The 12,105-nt window shown below is 76.4% G+C and carries 13 protein-coding genes; 5 read left to right on the plus strand and 8 right to left on the minus strand.

The annotated features are described in order from the left end of the window. Positions 1 to 331, plus strand: a 331-nt coding sequence (locus tag Q0195_RS15705) for a SelB C-terminal domain-containing protein (protein WP_299280254.1), incomplete at its 5' end; no start/stop codon positions are given. 16 nt (positions 332 to 347) lie between these two features. On the opposite strand, the gene Q0195_RS15710 is transcribed toward Q0195_RS15705, so the two are convergent. From Q0195_RS15710 to Q0195_RS15735, 6 genes are all read right to left on the minus strand, one after another. Then, positions 348 to 941, minus strand: a complete 594-nt coding sequence (locus tag Q0195_RS15710; protein WP_299280257.1) for a dihydrofolate reductase family protein — start codon at positions 939 to 941, stop codon at positions 348 to 350. A 122-nt stretch (positions 942 to 1,063) separates the two neighbouring features. Continuing rightward, entirely contained in the window at positions 1,064 to 1,810 is a 747-nt protein-coding gene (locus Q0195_RS15715; RefSeq protein WP_299280260.1) for an ABC transporter ATP-binding protein, read from the minus strand. Further along, positions 1,807 to 2,967, minus strand: coding sequence for an ABC transporter permease (locus Q0195_RS15720; RefSeq protein WP_299280263.1), 1,161 nt, complete (start codon positions 2,965 to 2,967; stop codon positions 1,807 to 1,809). Before Q0195_RS15720 ends, Q0195_RS15715 begins: the two co-directional genes overlap by 4 nt. A 139-nt stretch (positions 2,968 to 3,106) precedes the next feature. Continuing rightward, a complete protein-coding gene (locus Q0195_RS15725; RefSeq protein WP_299280266.1) occupies positions 3,107 to 3,715 on the minus strand; it encodes a TetR/AcrR family transcriptional regulator in 609 nt (202 codons plus the stop codon). Positions 3,716 to 3,806: 91 nt separating this feature from the next. After that, positions 3,807 to 5,462, minus strand: a complete 1,656-nt coding sequence (gene menD / locus Q0195_RS15730; protein WP_299280269.1) for a 2-succinyl-5-enolpyruvyl-6-hydroxy-3-cyclohexene-1-carboxylic-acid synthase — start codon at positions 5,460 to 5,462, stop codon at positions 3,807 to 3,809. Continuing rightward, positions 5,459 to 6,427: an o-succinylbenzoate synthase gene (locus Q0195_RS15735; protein WP_299280289.1), complete on the minus strand. Its 969-nt coding sequence runs from the start codon at positions 6,425 to 6,427 to the stop codon at positions 5,459 to 5,461. The genes menD and Q0195_RS15735 overlap by 4 nt, the downstream gene beginning before the upstream one ends. Before the next feature lie 69 nt (positions 6,428 to 6,496). Here Q0195_RS15735 and Q0195_RS15740 point away from each other — a divergent pair, with 69 nt between their 5' ends. Next, positions 6,497 to 7,459 (plus strand): 1,4-dihydroxy-2-naphthoyl-CoA synthase, encoded by a 963-nt coding sequence (locus tag Q0195_RS15740; protein ID WP_299280272.1) that lies wholly within the window; start codon positions 6,497 to 6,499, stop codon positions 7,457 to 7,459. A 354-nt stretch (positions 7,460 to 7,813) separates the two neighbouring features. Here Q0195_RS15740 and Q0195_RS15745 read toward each other — a convergent pair whose 3' ends face one another. Then, positions 7,814 to 8,860 carry a DUF3048 domain-containing protein gene (locus Q0195_RS15745; RefSeq protein WP_299280275.1) on the minus strand — a complete coding sequence of 349 codons (1,047 nt, stop codon included), beginning with the start codon at positions 8,858 to 8,860 and terminating at the stop codon, positions 7,814 to 7,816. A 63-nt stretch (positions 8,861 to 8,923) separates the two neighbouring features. Between Q0195_RS15745 and Q0195_RS15750 the strand changes: the two genes are divergently transcribed. Continuing rightward, positions 8,924 to 10,117, plus strand: a complete 1,194-nt coding sequence (locus Q0195_RS15750) for an AMP-binding protein (RefSeq protein WP_299280278.1) — start codon at positions 8,924 to 8,926, stop codon at positions 10,115 to 10,117. A 53-nt stretch (positions 10,118 to 10,170) separates the two neighbouring features. Further along, positions 10,171 to 11,040 (plus strand): 1,4-dihydroxy-2-naphthoate polyprenyltransferase, encoded by an 870-nt coding sequence (locus Q0195_RS15755; protein ID WP_299280281.1) that lies wholly within the window; start codon positions 10,171 to 10,173, stop codon positions 11,038 to 11,040. On the opposite strand, the gene Q0195_RS15760 is transcribed toward Q0195_RS15755, so the two are convergent. Beyond that, positions 11,037 to 11,321: a DUF4229 domain-containing protein gene (locus Q0195_RS15760; protein ID WP_299280284.1), complete on the minus strand. Its 285-nt coding sequence runs from the start codon at positions 11,319 to 11,321 to the stop codon at positions 11,037 to 11,039. The two genes, Q0195_RS15755 and Q0195_RS15760, sit on opposite strands and share 4 nt — an antisense overlap. Before the next feature lie 99 nt (positions 11,322 to 11,420). On the opposite strand from Q0195_RS15760, the gene Q0195_RS15765 reads away from it, so the two are divergent. Then, a complete protein-coding gene (locus Q0195_RS15765; protein WP_299280286.1) occupies positions 11,421 to 11,852 on the plus strand; it encodes a PLD nuclease N-terminal domain-containing protein in 432 nt (143 codons plus the stop codon). The last annotated feature ends 253 nt before the right edge of the window (positions 11,853 to 12,105 follow it).

Raw genomic sequence — 12,105 nt, forward strand, 5'->3', positions numbered from 1 at the left:
GGCGGCGCTGCGCGAGCGGCTGGGGGAGGCCCCCTTCGCCGCGCCGGCCGCGGACGAGCTGCCCGCACTCGGCCTCGACGCCAAGGCGCAGGCCGCGGCGGTGCGCGCGGGACTGGTGCTGCGGCCGGCACCCGGCGTCGTGCTCCTCGCCGGGGCGGACGACCTCGCCGCCGAGCGGCTGGCCGCGCTCCCGCAGCCGTTCACGGTGAGCGAGGCCCGCCGTCACCTCGGCACGAGCCGGCGGGTGGTGCTCGCGCTCCTCGCCCATCTGGACCGCACGGGCCGCACGCGGCGGCTCCCGGACGACCGGAGGCGGGTCACCGGCCGCTGAGCCCGTGCCCGGCGGGTCAGCGGGTGAGCGGGCCGTCGAGCACCGTCGGGACGTAGTCGAGCAGCTGCAGCCGGCCGTCGAAGGTCCGGCTCTCCTTCAGCTCGAGCGCCACCTCCGGGTAGCCGTCGTAGATCCGGTCCTGCCCCGTCTGCCCGTTGATCACCGGGAAGACGACGAGCCGGAACCGGTCCACGAGGCCCGCGACGAGGAGCGAGCGGCACAGGCTCACGCTGCCGAGCGTGCGCAGCGGCAGGTCGCTCTCCTCCTTCAGGGCCCGGACCGCCGCGACGGCGTCGCCCCGGACGAGCCGGGTGTTCGGCCAGGCGAGCGGCTCGGTGACGGTCGAGGAGAAGACGACCTTGGGCATCGTGGCGAGGCTGTCGAGGCTCGCCTGCTCGTCCTCCGAGTAGCCCGACTCCGGCGGGTGGGCCGCCAACTCGGACATGAGCCGGTAGGTGTTCGCGCCCATGACGGTCAGGGCGGCGTCCGGTGCCTGCTCCTCGAGCCAGCCGAGGCACTCCGGACCCTCCATCCCCCAGAACCCGGGCCCGCCCTCCGCCGAGCCGTACCCGTCGAGGGAGACGATGAAGTCGACCATGAGCTCCTGCATGACGTCCTCCTGGGTCGTGGTGAGGGAGGGACAGACCGGCGCGAGGCGCGGAACTCATCGGCCGGGCACCGCACGGCCGCGCTCAGCGGCGCACCGGACGGGCTCAGGGCCGCGGCACGGCCTCAGGAGCGCACGGGCGACAGTCGGCCGTCGACCATCTCCAGGACTCGGTCGCAGTGGTGCAGGACGTCGTGGTCGTGGGTGACCATGACGGCGGCGATCCGCTGGGTGCGGCACTGCTCCGCGAGCAGCGCCACGATGTCCTGGCTGCGGGCGCGGTCGAGGGCCGCGGTCGGCTCGTCGACGAGGAGCAGCCCGGGGTCGTTGACCAGCGCCCGCGCGATGCCCACCCGCTGCCGCTCGCCGCCGGAGAGCTGCGCCGGTCGGCTGTGCGCGCGGTGGCCCATCCCGACGGCGTCGAGGAGCGGGCGGGGGTCGAAGGCCCGCGACCTGCCGCGGCGGTGGGCCAGCCGGTGGGCGAGGCGGAGCTGGTCCGCGGCGGTCAGCGCAGGGATGAGGTTGCCGGACTGGAAGACGAAGCCGAGGTTCTCCCTGCGGAACCGGGCCAGCGCGCCCCGCCCGCGCCGGCCGCGGAGCGCACCGAGGTCCTGCCCCAGGACGGTGACCTCACCCGAGGTCGGCGCGGCCAGGGCCCCGGAGACGGCGAGGAGCGAGGACTTCCCCGCACCGGAGGGACCGATCACGGCGACCAGCTCGCCGGGGTGGACCTCGAGGTCGACGTGGTCGAGGGCGCGGACGCGGCCGGCGCCGTCGCCCACCTCGAGGGTGACGTCGCGCAGCCGGAGGCTCGCGACCGGCGAGTCGGGGGTGGCGGTGTCGGCAGTGGCGGTCGGGACGGGCCGGGTCATCGTGCTCCTCCGAGGGCGGTGACGGGTTCGATGCGGGTCACGCGGAGCACGGCGACGGCCGCACCGATGAGCCCGAGCAGGACGGTGAGGGCCGAGGCGACGGCGATCGGGCGTGCCTCGAGGGAGAAGGGCATGCCGGCGGGCATGAGCGCCCCGAGGCCGACACCGACCGCGACGCCGACGGCGGTGAACGCGACGAGCAGGACGGCGGCCTGGGCGAGCCCGTCGCGCAGCAGGTAGCGGGCCGAGGCACCCATGGCGCGCAGCACGGCGAGCTCGTGCCCGCGCTGGATCGTCCACACCGTGAAGAAGGCGCCGACGACGAGGGCTCCGATGGCGTAGAGGAACCACTGGATCATGCTCAGCGTCAGGGTCTCCGCCTGGTAGCCGGGCGAGGCGTTGAACGACTGCTCGAGGGTCATCGTCGTCGTGTCGGCGGCGGCGTCGCCGTCCGCCAGCGCCGCGGGGTCTCCCGCGGCCAGCGGGGAGCCGGGGACGCCCTGCAGGGCGATCACCGAGGCGTGGTCGGCCTCGAGCGCCGCGAGGTCCTCCGCGGTGGGTGCCGCCGCCGGTGCCTCGCCCAGGGTGATGAGCTGCCACGTCGCGAGCGGGGTCCAGGCGACGTCGACGTGGCCGAACGTCGCCTGGCCCTCGGTGAAGCCGACCACCTCGAGCTCGGTCCCCACCCGCTCGAGGGTGAGGACGGTGCCGATCTCCACGCCCTCCTCGCGCATCGTCTCGGAGACGACGATCCCCGCCGGGTCCCCCAGGGGGCTCCCGGCGGAGAGGGAGGGGGCGAGGAACGAGTCGGGCTCCACCCCGAAGAGGGTGAGGTCGACCTGGGCGCCGCTGTCGGTCTCGGCGTTGACGATGGACACCCCCATGGGCGTCGCCTGGGCGACGTCCGGGTGCTCCTGCCACGCCGACAGCTGTTCGGCGTCGACGACGGACCGGGAGAACGCGTTGTCCTGCCGGGTCCCTGCGTCGAACGCGACGGCGGAGACGGGCAGGCCCTTGAGCCCGGAGACACCGTCGTTGACGAGCCCGGCGGACAGGCCGGAGAGCATGACCATGAGGATGGCGATGAGGGCGATGACCACGCCCATGAGGCTGAATCGGCCGCGGGCGTAGGCCAGTTCGCGCAGTGCGAGGAACACGAAGACCCTTTCGGGGCGTGGGGGGTGCCGGGCCGGGACGCGGTGGGCGCGCCGACGGTTACCGACATGCTGTCGAGAAGATGTCGACAGTGTGTCACGACGTGCCGCCGGACCGGAACCCCCGCGCGGGTGACGTGCGCTACTTCGCGGGTGGGGGCAGCACACCACGGCCGCCCAGCTCCCGCACCATGGGGCCCAGCACCACGACCATCCGGTCGAGCACCTCCGCCGGCGAGCGACCGGACTCCAGCAGCACGGTGGCGGCGTGGACGACGGCGTTGACCAGCCCGGCCACCTCCTCCGGCGACTCGACGTCGAGGGACTCCAGCGCGGCGACGAGCGGCTCCTGCAGCTCGCGGTGCATCTGCATCGCCTGGGCGTCCAGCGCCTCACCCGGGTCGAGCGCGGCCAGCGCGCTGCCGACGGCGTGGGCCCCCTCCGCGACGAGCTCGACGTTCGCCGCGGCGTAGGCGAGCACCTGGTCGGCCGTGGTCGGCGCGGCGCCCATCGCGGCAGCCACCCGTTCCACCCACCGCGGGTAGACGTCCCGCACCATCGCCTGGAGCAGCTCCCGCCGGGAGCGGAAGTACTGGTAGACGCTGGTGCGCGCGAGCCCCACGCGCTCCGCCACGGCCGCCAGCCCGGGGGCCTCACCGGTCTCCAGCAGGATCGCGTGGGCGGCGTCGAGGAGGGCACGCTCACGAGCGGCGCGGTGCTCCGCGACGGTGGGCGCGATGATCCGGGGCATGCGGCCGAGCCTACGTCCTACCGGGGCAGTGCGACGCCGCCTCGGGACGGTCGGCCCCCGGCGCACCGTCCGCTCGGCGACGAGGCGGCCCTCAGCCCGCGAGCGCCCGGCGCACCGCCCGGGTCACCCGCTCGGCCAGCTCGGCGCGCTGGTCGCGCAGCCGCGAGCGGTCGAGCACGACCTCGACCACGGACCGGCCGCGGACCGGTTCGGCCAGCACCGCCCGGAGCTCCTCGGTGCTGCGCACGGCCGTGTGCCGCGCCCGGTAGCCGGCGCACAGCCCGGCGAGGTCGACGTCCTGCGGTGTGCCGAAGACCCGCTCGAAGCTCGCCGCCCGCTCCGGCGCGCCGTGCTCGAGCGTGGCGAAGATGGCACCTCCCCCGTCGTTGAGGACGACGACCTGGAGGTCGACCTCCTCCTCCAGCCGGCCGCGGAGCAGCGCGGCGGCGTCGTGGAGGAAGGTCAGGTCCCCGACGACGGCGCGCACCGGGCGGCCGGTGCCCAGGGCCAGGCCGGTGGCCGTGGCGAGCGTGCCGTCGATCCCGGCGAGGCCGCGGTTGGCGACCAGCCGCAACGTGGCCGGCACCGTGGGTGCGGCGAGGTCGAGGTCACGTACCGTCATCGACGAGCCGAGGACGAGCACGTCCGGTCCCCCGTGCGCCGACGCGGCGACGACCTCGCGGGCGACGGCGAGCCCGTCGAGCCCCGCCGGTCCGTCGAGCACGGCCGCCGCGGCGACGCCCGCGCGCCGCCAGCGGCCCAGCCACTCCTCGTCCACGGGGCCGGGGACCACCCGCACGGCCGGGGTCACGTGCTCGGCCGTACCGGCGACGTCGGGCCACACCGCCCCGGTCGGCGCCACGACGACGACGGCGCGCCCGGGCCTCGCCAGCAGCCGGCCGACCGGCCGGGACAGGGTGGGCCGGCCGTACACGACGACGCGCTCCACCTCCTCGTCGAGCTCGGCGAGGAGCAGCCGGTAGGCGGGCACGGCGTTGGGCCCGGTGCGTGCACCCGAGGTGGGCTCGGCCAGGAGCGGCCAGCCCCCGGCCTCGGCCACCCGGGCGGCCGCGGGTCCGGCGCCGTCCCCGGCGACGACGACCACCCGCCCACCGGCCGGGACGTCCAGCGCCCCGCCGCGCTCCTGCGGCACGACGACCTGCCGCGGCGCGGGCGGGGGGCCGGGCTCCCACGCCCGGGCGGGCACGAGCGGGTCACGGAAGGCCAGGTTGAGGTGCACCGGGCCGGGGTCGCCCGAGCGCGCCCCGGTGGCGGCCGCGAGCGCCCGGACGACGACCTGCCGGGCGGCCGCGGGCGGGGTGTCGGCGGGCAGGTCGGAGTGCCAGCGCGGCGCCCCGGCGAAGAGGCCGACCTGGTCGGTGGTCTGGTTGGCCCCGGTGCGGCGCATCTCGTGCGGCCGGTCGGCGCTGAGGACGACGAGCGGCACCCCGCCGTGCGCTGCCTCGAGCACCGCGGGGTGGAGGTTCGCCACCGCAGTGCCGGACGTGGTGACGACGGCGGCGGGCTCGCCGGCGGTGCGGGCCAGGCCGAGCGCGACGAAGCCGGCGACCCGCTCGTCGACGTGGACGTGCAGCCGCAGCCAGCCGGCGTCGTGCGCGGCGAGCAGGGCGTAGGCGAGCGGGGCGCTGCGCGAGCCCGGCGCGAGCACGACGTGGCCCACCCCGCCCCGGACCAGGGCGGTGACGACCTCGCGGGCGAGCAGCGCCGCCGGCGCCTCGGCGGTCACCGGGCAGCCCCGGCGACGTCGCGGAGTCGGTCACGCCACCGCTCGCGCACCTGCGGTGGGGCGGCGACCGCGGCGAGGCTCTGCGCCGTCGGCTCCGGGACGGTGACGGGCAGGTACCCGCCGCGCGGCACGAGCGGGTCGGGGACGGTGTCGCGCTCGAGCAGGCGCACGGTGCCCAGGCCGCACGCGTGGTGCAGCTCGGGCAGCGCCGCGGCCAGGGCCACCCCGGCGGCGATCCCCACCGAGGACTCCAGCGCGGAGGAGACGACGACCGGCAGCCCCACCTCCTCGGCCAGGCGCAGGCAGGCGCGCACCCCGCCGAGCGGCTGCACCTTGAGGACGACGACGTCGGCGGCCTCGGCCCGACGCACGGCGAGCGGGTCGGCGGCGCGCCGGATCGACTCGTCGGCGGCGATCGGGACCTCGGTGCGCCGGCGCAGCGCCGCGAGGTCGGCGACGTCGGCGCAGGGCTGCTCGGCGTACTCCAGCCCGCCGGCGGCGCGGTCGAGCAGCGGCAGCCGGGCCAGCGCGGTCTCCAGGTCCCAGGCCGCGTTGGCGTCGATGCGGACCTTGCCGCCCGGGCCCAGGGCGTCCCGGACGGCCTCGAGGCGGGCCTGCTCCGCGGCCAGGTCCTGTCCGGGCTCGGCGACCTTGACCTTGGCGGTGCGGCAGCCGTCGCTCGCCGCGACGATCGCGGCGGCCTGCTCGGGCCCGACGGCGGGGACGGTGACGTTGACCGGGACCCGGTCGCGCACCGGCGCCGGCCAGCCCTCGTCCGTCGCCTCCCGGGCGGCGGCGAGCCAGGGCGCGCACTCCGCGGCGTCGTAGTCCCAGAAGGGGGAGAACTCCCCCCAGCCGGCGTCACCGCGCAGCAGCACGCCGTCGCGGGTGGTGATGCCGCGGAACCGGGTGGTCATCGGGGTGGACCAGACGGCGGCGGGCGTGGGCAGGGGACGCGCGGACACGGTGGGCACGTCCCGAGGATAGGCGGGGCGCACCCGGCGGGTGGACGGGGGAGCCATAGGGTTGCCCGCATGACCGAGCAGACCGCCCAGCCCTTCGACCCGCGCCTCTGGCGGCCGGTCGAGGGCTTCGACCTCACCGACATCACCTACCACCGCGCCGTCGAGCGCACCCCCGACGGCGGCACCCGCGACCTGCCCGCGGTGCGGATCGCCTTCGACCGCCCGGAGGTCCGCAACGCCTTCCGGCCGCACACCGTCGACGAGCTCTACCGCGCCCTCGACCACGCCCGGATGAGCTCGGACGTCGCCGCGGTCATCCTCACCGGCAACGGCCCGAGCCCGAAGGACGGCGGCTGGGCCTTCTGCTCGGGCGGCGACCAGCGCATCCGGGGCCGGGACGGCTACCGCTACGAGACCGAGGACGCCGACCCGCGCGCCGGTACGGCGCAGCGCCGGGAGCAGATCGACCCCGCGCGCGCGGGCCGGCTGCACATCCTCGAGGTCCAGCGGCTCATCCGGACCATGCCCAAGGTCGTCATCGCCGCGGTGAGCGGCTGGGCCGCCGGGGGTGGGCACTCCCTCAACGTCGTGTGCGACCTGTCCATCGCCTCGCGCCAGCACGCGCGCTTCATGCAGACCGACGCGAACGTCGGGTCCTTCGACGCCGGCTACGGCTCGGGCCTGCTCGCGCGGCAGGCGGGGGACAAGCGGGCCCGGGAGATCTTCTTCCTCGCCCGGGAGTACTCGGCGGAGGACGCCGAGCGCTGGGGCGTGGTCAACGAGGTGGTCGACCACGCGGAGCTGGAGACCACGGCCCTGGAGTACGCGCGCATCATCGCGGGCAAGTCGCCGCAGGCGATCCGGATGCTGAAGTTCGCGTTCAACATGGTCGACGACGGGCTCGTCGGGCAGCAGGTGTTCGCCGGCGAGGCGACCCGCCTGGCGTACATGACGGACGAGGCCGCCGAGGGGCGCGACGCCTTCCTCGAGCGACGCGAGCCGGACTGGTCGCGCTTCCCGTACTACTACTGAGCACGGGCGCCGGGGATCGGTCGGCCGCGACGCTGTGGCCACCGCCCGCACGACTGTGACCGCGCCGCACGGTAAGAAGAGGCCGTGTCCGCAGCGCCCGGGCCCTCCATCCCTGTCAGCCGCTGCGGACACGGCCCGTACGTGCCCGCCTCGCGCAGGCCTCCACTCCTGCTCCAGCGGGCACGCCCCCCGTTACCGTGCCTGCCACACCCCCTGTCGAAGAAGCTCGTGGAGCGCGGTCACGCATCAAGCATGCCCAACCTCACAATCCCGGGGAATCCGTCGGCAGCACCTATTTCGGGCGCCCTCCATCCTGCTAAGGGAGGACCGCGCGGGTCCGGCCCGTGCCCGACCTCACCGCTGGACGTCGACCCCGCCCCTGTCCACAGGGACGAGCTCCACCCACGTGGTCCCCGGCGCGAGCTCCACGACGGTGCCGTCGCCGGTCGTCAGCGTCACCGGGTCCGCGACCGCGGGCTTGGACCACGTGGCCGCCACGGTGTGCCCGCCGGAGGCGACGAGCGCCTCCCCGGTGCCGGTCATCACGGTCTCGGGCACCGCGTTGCCGGACTGGTCGCGGCCGGCGGAGGCGACGACCTGGACGCGCAGCACGACGACGTTCTGGGCGCCGAGCACCGCCCCGTCCGGGGTGGTGGCGGCGGTCCCGGCCTCGTCCCGCTCCCAGCGCGCCTCCTGCGCGTCCCAGGTCCAGCCCGGGGAGGTCTGCGGGAAGCGCAGCCGCACGGAGGTGGCGGGCTCCCCGGCCCGGACCGCTGTCGCGTCGTCGGGGTCGGTGGCGAAGGCGAACTGCTCCGGCGGCGGGTCGGTGGCCTCCGCCTGGGCGAGGAAGTCGGTGAGCCGGCCGTAGAGGTTGTGCGGCGCCTGCCGGTCGGGGCTGCGGAAGAAGCCCGCGTGGCCACCGTCGTGGGAGATGAGCTGGACGCCGGCGTCGCGCACCGAGGCGAGGAAGAGCGCCTGGCCGCCGGAGATGACCTGGGGCCCGTGGAGGGGCGCGACGATGCCGGCGTCCATCGGGCGCAGCGAGCGGATCGGGCCGACGACCTCGGGCAGCCGGGAGTGGAAGACGGCGTTGAAGCGGGTGATGCCGCCCTCGACCATCTCCTCCCACACGACGTCGGCCTCGTCCAGGCCGGTCTGGGGGCGCGCCATGGCGGTATTCTCGATCTTGACCGCGACGGCGGGGCGGTCCGCGCCGTCCTCCATCGGCAGGCCGGTGAGCGGCCAGGTCGGCCCGGGTCCGGTGGGCTCGGCGGTCACGGTCGGCTCCGGTGTCGGGGTCGCGGTGACCGCCTCCCCCACGGTCTTCGGTCCCGCCCCACTGCACGCCGTCAGGGCGCAGAGCGTCACGGCCACGGTCGCGGCCCATCGTCGTCCGGCCATCTGGCGCCTCCTGTGTCGGCCTGCGGGGCCACGGTACCGGCGCTGGCACCTACCCTGGCGGACATGACGTCACACGACCTCCGGCGCGCCGCGGTGCTCCCGGGCGGCACCGCCCCGGACGCCGTGCGCGGGCTGCTCGCGGCCCTTCCGGCGGCGCTCGACGGCAGCGGTCCGGCGCTGCGTCCGGCCGACCCGGCCCTGCCCGCGCCCGCACCGCCGGAGGTGCCGGAGGGGGTCGCAGCCGTGGTCGCGACGTCCGGCTCGACGTCGGGCACCGGCCACCTCGTCGCCCTCGACGGTGCGGCGCTCGTGGCCTCGGCGCGTGCGACCTACGAGCGTCTCGCCGGGCCGGGCCAGTGGCTCGCCTGCCTGCCCAGCCATCACATCGCCGGCCTGCAGGTACTCGTCCGCTCCGTCGTCGCCGGGACCGAGCCGGTGGTGCTCGACACCACGGACGGCTTCCGGGCGGCGGACCTCGCCGCGGCGGTCGGACGGCTCCGCGACGACGTGCCCGGGTACCTCTCCCTCGTGCCCACCCAGCTGGCCCGGGTCATGGCCGACGACGACGCCGTCGCCGCGCTCCGCCGGCTCTCCGCCGTCCTCGTCGGCGGCGCACGGACGGCAGGGGCGCTGCTCGCCACCGCCCGCGACGCCGGCCTGCGCGTCGTCACCACCTACGGCATGACCGAGACGGGCGGCGGCTGCGTCTACGACGGCGTCCCGCTGCCCGGCGTCGAGGTGGACGTGGACACCGACTCCCGGGTGTGGGTCACCGGCCCGGTCCTCGCCCGCGGCTACCTCGACGACCCCGCGGCGGACCGGGACACGTTCCACGTGCGTGCTGGACGACGCTGGCTGCGCACCGCGGACCGCGGCTCGCTCGCCGGCGGTGTGCTCACCGTCCTCGGCCGGCTGGACGACGTCATCCTCAGCGGCGGGCTCAACGTGTCCGCGGCGGCCGTCGAGCAGGCCCTGGGCGAACTGCCCGGGCTGGGCGAGGCCGTCGTCGTGGGGGTGCCGGACGACCACTGGGGGGCGCTGGTGACCGCGGTGGTGGCCGGGGAGACGGCTGCGGACCTGGCGACGGTGCGGGCGCACGTGGGAGCGCGGCTCGGCCGGCCCCACGCCCCCCGGGCGCTGGTCCGGCTCCCCGAGCTGCCGCTGCGCGGGCCGGGCAAGGTCGACCGGCTCGGCGCGGCGGCCCGGGCGCGGGAGCTGCTCGCCGCCGGCGACCCCCGCACCGAGCGCCTGCCCTGACCGGGGCGGGGCGCGCCGTTACGCTGGACGCCGTCCCCGCCGCAAGGAGCTTCATGGCCACGTTCGCCGACTGGGTGGAAGGCGCCCGGATCCGTACCCTGCCCGCCGCTGCCGCCCCCGTCCTCGTCGGCACCGGCGCCGCCTACGCACTGGAGGCCGGCTCCGTGCCCCGCGCGCTGCTCGCCGCCGGGCTCGCGCTCGCCCTGCAGATCGGGGTGAACTACGCCAACGACTACTCCGACGGTGTGCGCGGCACCGACGACCACCGCACCGGCCCGCCGCGGCTCACCGGCTCCGGCGCCGCCCACCCGGGGACCGTCAAGCTCGCCGCCTTCGCCTCCTTCGGTGTCGCAGCGGTCCTGGGCCTCGTGCTGTGCGCGCTCGCCGGGACGTGGTGGCTGGTGGCCGTCGGGGCGCTGTGTGTGCTGGCGGCCTGGGGGTACACCGGCGGCCGCAACCCCTACGGCTACCGGGGACTGGGCGAGGTGGGCGTCTTCGTCTTCTTCGGCCTGGTGGCGACGCTCGGGACCACCTACACCCAGGCGTTGCGGGTGTCGGGGCCGGCCGTGGCAGGTGCGGTGGGTATCGGCTCCATCGCCTGCGGCCTGCTCATGGTCAACAACATCCGCGACATCCCCACCGACCGGGTGTCCGGCAAGCACACCCTGGCGGTCCGGCTCGGGGACCGGCACGCACGGTGGGGGTACGTCGCCATGACGGTCGTGCCGTTCCTGCTCGCGCTCGCCGTCGCACCGGCCCACCCGTGGGCCCTGCTCACCCTCCTGCTCGTGCCGCTCGCCGTCCGGCAGGCCCGCACCGTCCTGGGGGGTGCCACGGGGCGTGACCTCATCCGGGTGCTGCGGGACACCGGGCTGCTCGAGCTCGGCTACGGTGTGCTGCTCGGGCTGGGGCTGGCGCTCTAACCCTCGCGCCGCCCGGGGGTGTCGTCCTCGCCGTCGAGGAGGGCGTCCTCCTCGGCGGCGTCCTGCGCGATGGCGTCCTCCACCGGCTTCCGCTCCCGCTTGCGGGCCAGCACCTGGGCCGCCTCGCCCGCCTGCTTCGGCAGGACGAGGAAGGACACCAGGGCGGCGACGACGACGGCGAGGAGCGGGAGCAGCCAGCCGCGGACGCCGACCAGCCAGAGCAGACCGAGGACGACGGCGAGCACCGCGAGGCGGAGCAGCGTGTAGCGCACGATGGGCACGCCAGCAGCCTAGTCCCAGCGCTCGGGGGTACCACCTGCGGGTGGGCCTGCTGCGAGCGGGTGGGGACCTGCGCGCGGACGGCATAGGCTGGAGGGGATATGCGATACCTCCCCCTTGTCCTGCTGCTGGCGCTGGTCATCTACGCGCTGGTGGACTGCGTGCGCTCCGACGACGAGGACATGCCCGTGGGCCTGCCCAAGGCCATCTGGGTGATCCTCATCATCGTCTTCCCGGCCGCGGGTGCCGCGGCGTGGCTCGTGGTGAGCCGGGTGAGCCGCAAGGCGCAGCACGCGGGGGGCCGGGGCGGCGCGGCCTACGGGGCACCGTCCGCCGGCCCCGCGACCCGGCATCCCTCCCGCCCGATCGCGCCGGACGACGACCCCGAGTTCCTCGCCGACCTGAGCAGGCGGCTGCGGCAGCCCGAGCCGCCGGAGCCCGAGCCGGAGGCCGGCCCCGCCGAGGGCGAGGGTCCCACCGGCGACGAGGCGAGCAGCCCCTCCGACGAGGACGGCCCCCAGCCCCGCCGCTGAGGCCTCGGTACCCCGGCGCCGCTGACGCCCCGGCGCCCCGGCTCCGCCGACGCGGCGCCGGGCCCCTCCCCCACCTCCGGTGGTTCGTCCCTTCGGCTCAGCCTGGCCTGTTCGCCAGGGCGAGCGGTGATCGAGAAGGGCGACCCAGGTGGCCGGTCAGTCGGCGGTCAGCGGGGCGGTCGGCGGCCGGGCCGGCGGGGCGGCCGGGCCGGCGGGGCGGTCGGCGGCCGGTCTACGGTCGGCGCCGACGCTC

This window comes from uncultured Georgenia sp. (assembly GCF_937958535.1).
Taxonomy (GTDB): domain Bacteria; phylum Actinomycetota; class Actinomycetes; order Actinomycetales; family Actinomycetaceae; genus Oceanitalea.

Excerpts from the sequence above, each read along its gene's own strand:
- Q0195_RS15710 (WP_299280257.1), bottom strand. The coding sequence starts at position 941 with ATGCAGGAGCTCATGGTCGACTTCATCGTCTCCCTCGACGGGTACGGC.
- Q0195_RS15715 (WP_299280260.1), bottom strand. The coding sequence starts at position 1,810 with ATGACCCGGCCCGTCCCGACCGCCACTGCCGACACCGCCACCCCCGAC.
- Q0195_RS15725 (WP_299280266.1), bottom strand. The coding sequence starts at position 3,715 with ATGCCCCGGATCATCGCGCCCACCGTCGCGGAGCACCGCGCCGCTCGT.
- Q0195_RS15740 (WP_299280272.1), top strand. The coding sequence starts at position 6,497 with ATGACCGAGCAGACCGCCCAGCCCTTCGACCCGCGCCTCTGGCGGCCG.
- Q0195_RS15745 (WP_299280275.1), bottom strand. The coding sequence starts at position 8,860 with ATGGCCGGACGACGATGGGCCGCGACCGTGGCCGTGACGCTCTGCGCC.
- Q0195_RS15750 (WP_299280278.1), top strand. The coding sequence starts at position 8,924 with ATGACGTCACACGACCTCCGGCGCGCCGCGGTGCTCCCGGGCGGCACC.
- Q0195_RS15755 (WP_299280281.1), top strand. The coding sequence starts at position 10,171 with ATGGCCACGTTCGCCGACTGGGTGGAAGGCGCCCGGATCCGTACCCTG.
- Q0195_RS15765 (WP_299280286.1), top strand. The coding sequence starts at position 11,421 with ATGCGATACCTCCCCCTTGTCCTGCTGCTGGCGCTGGTCATCTACGCG.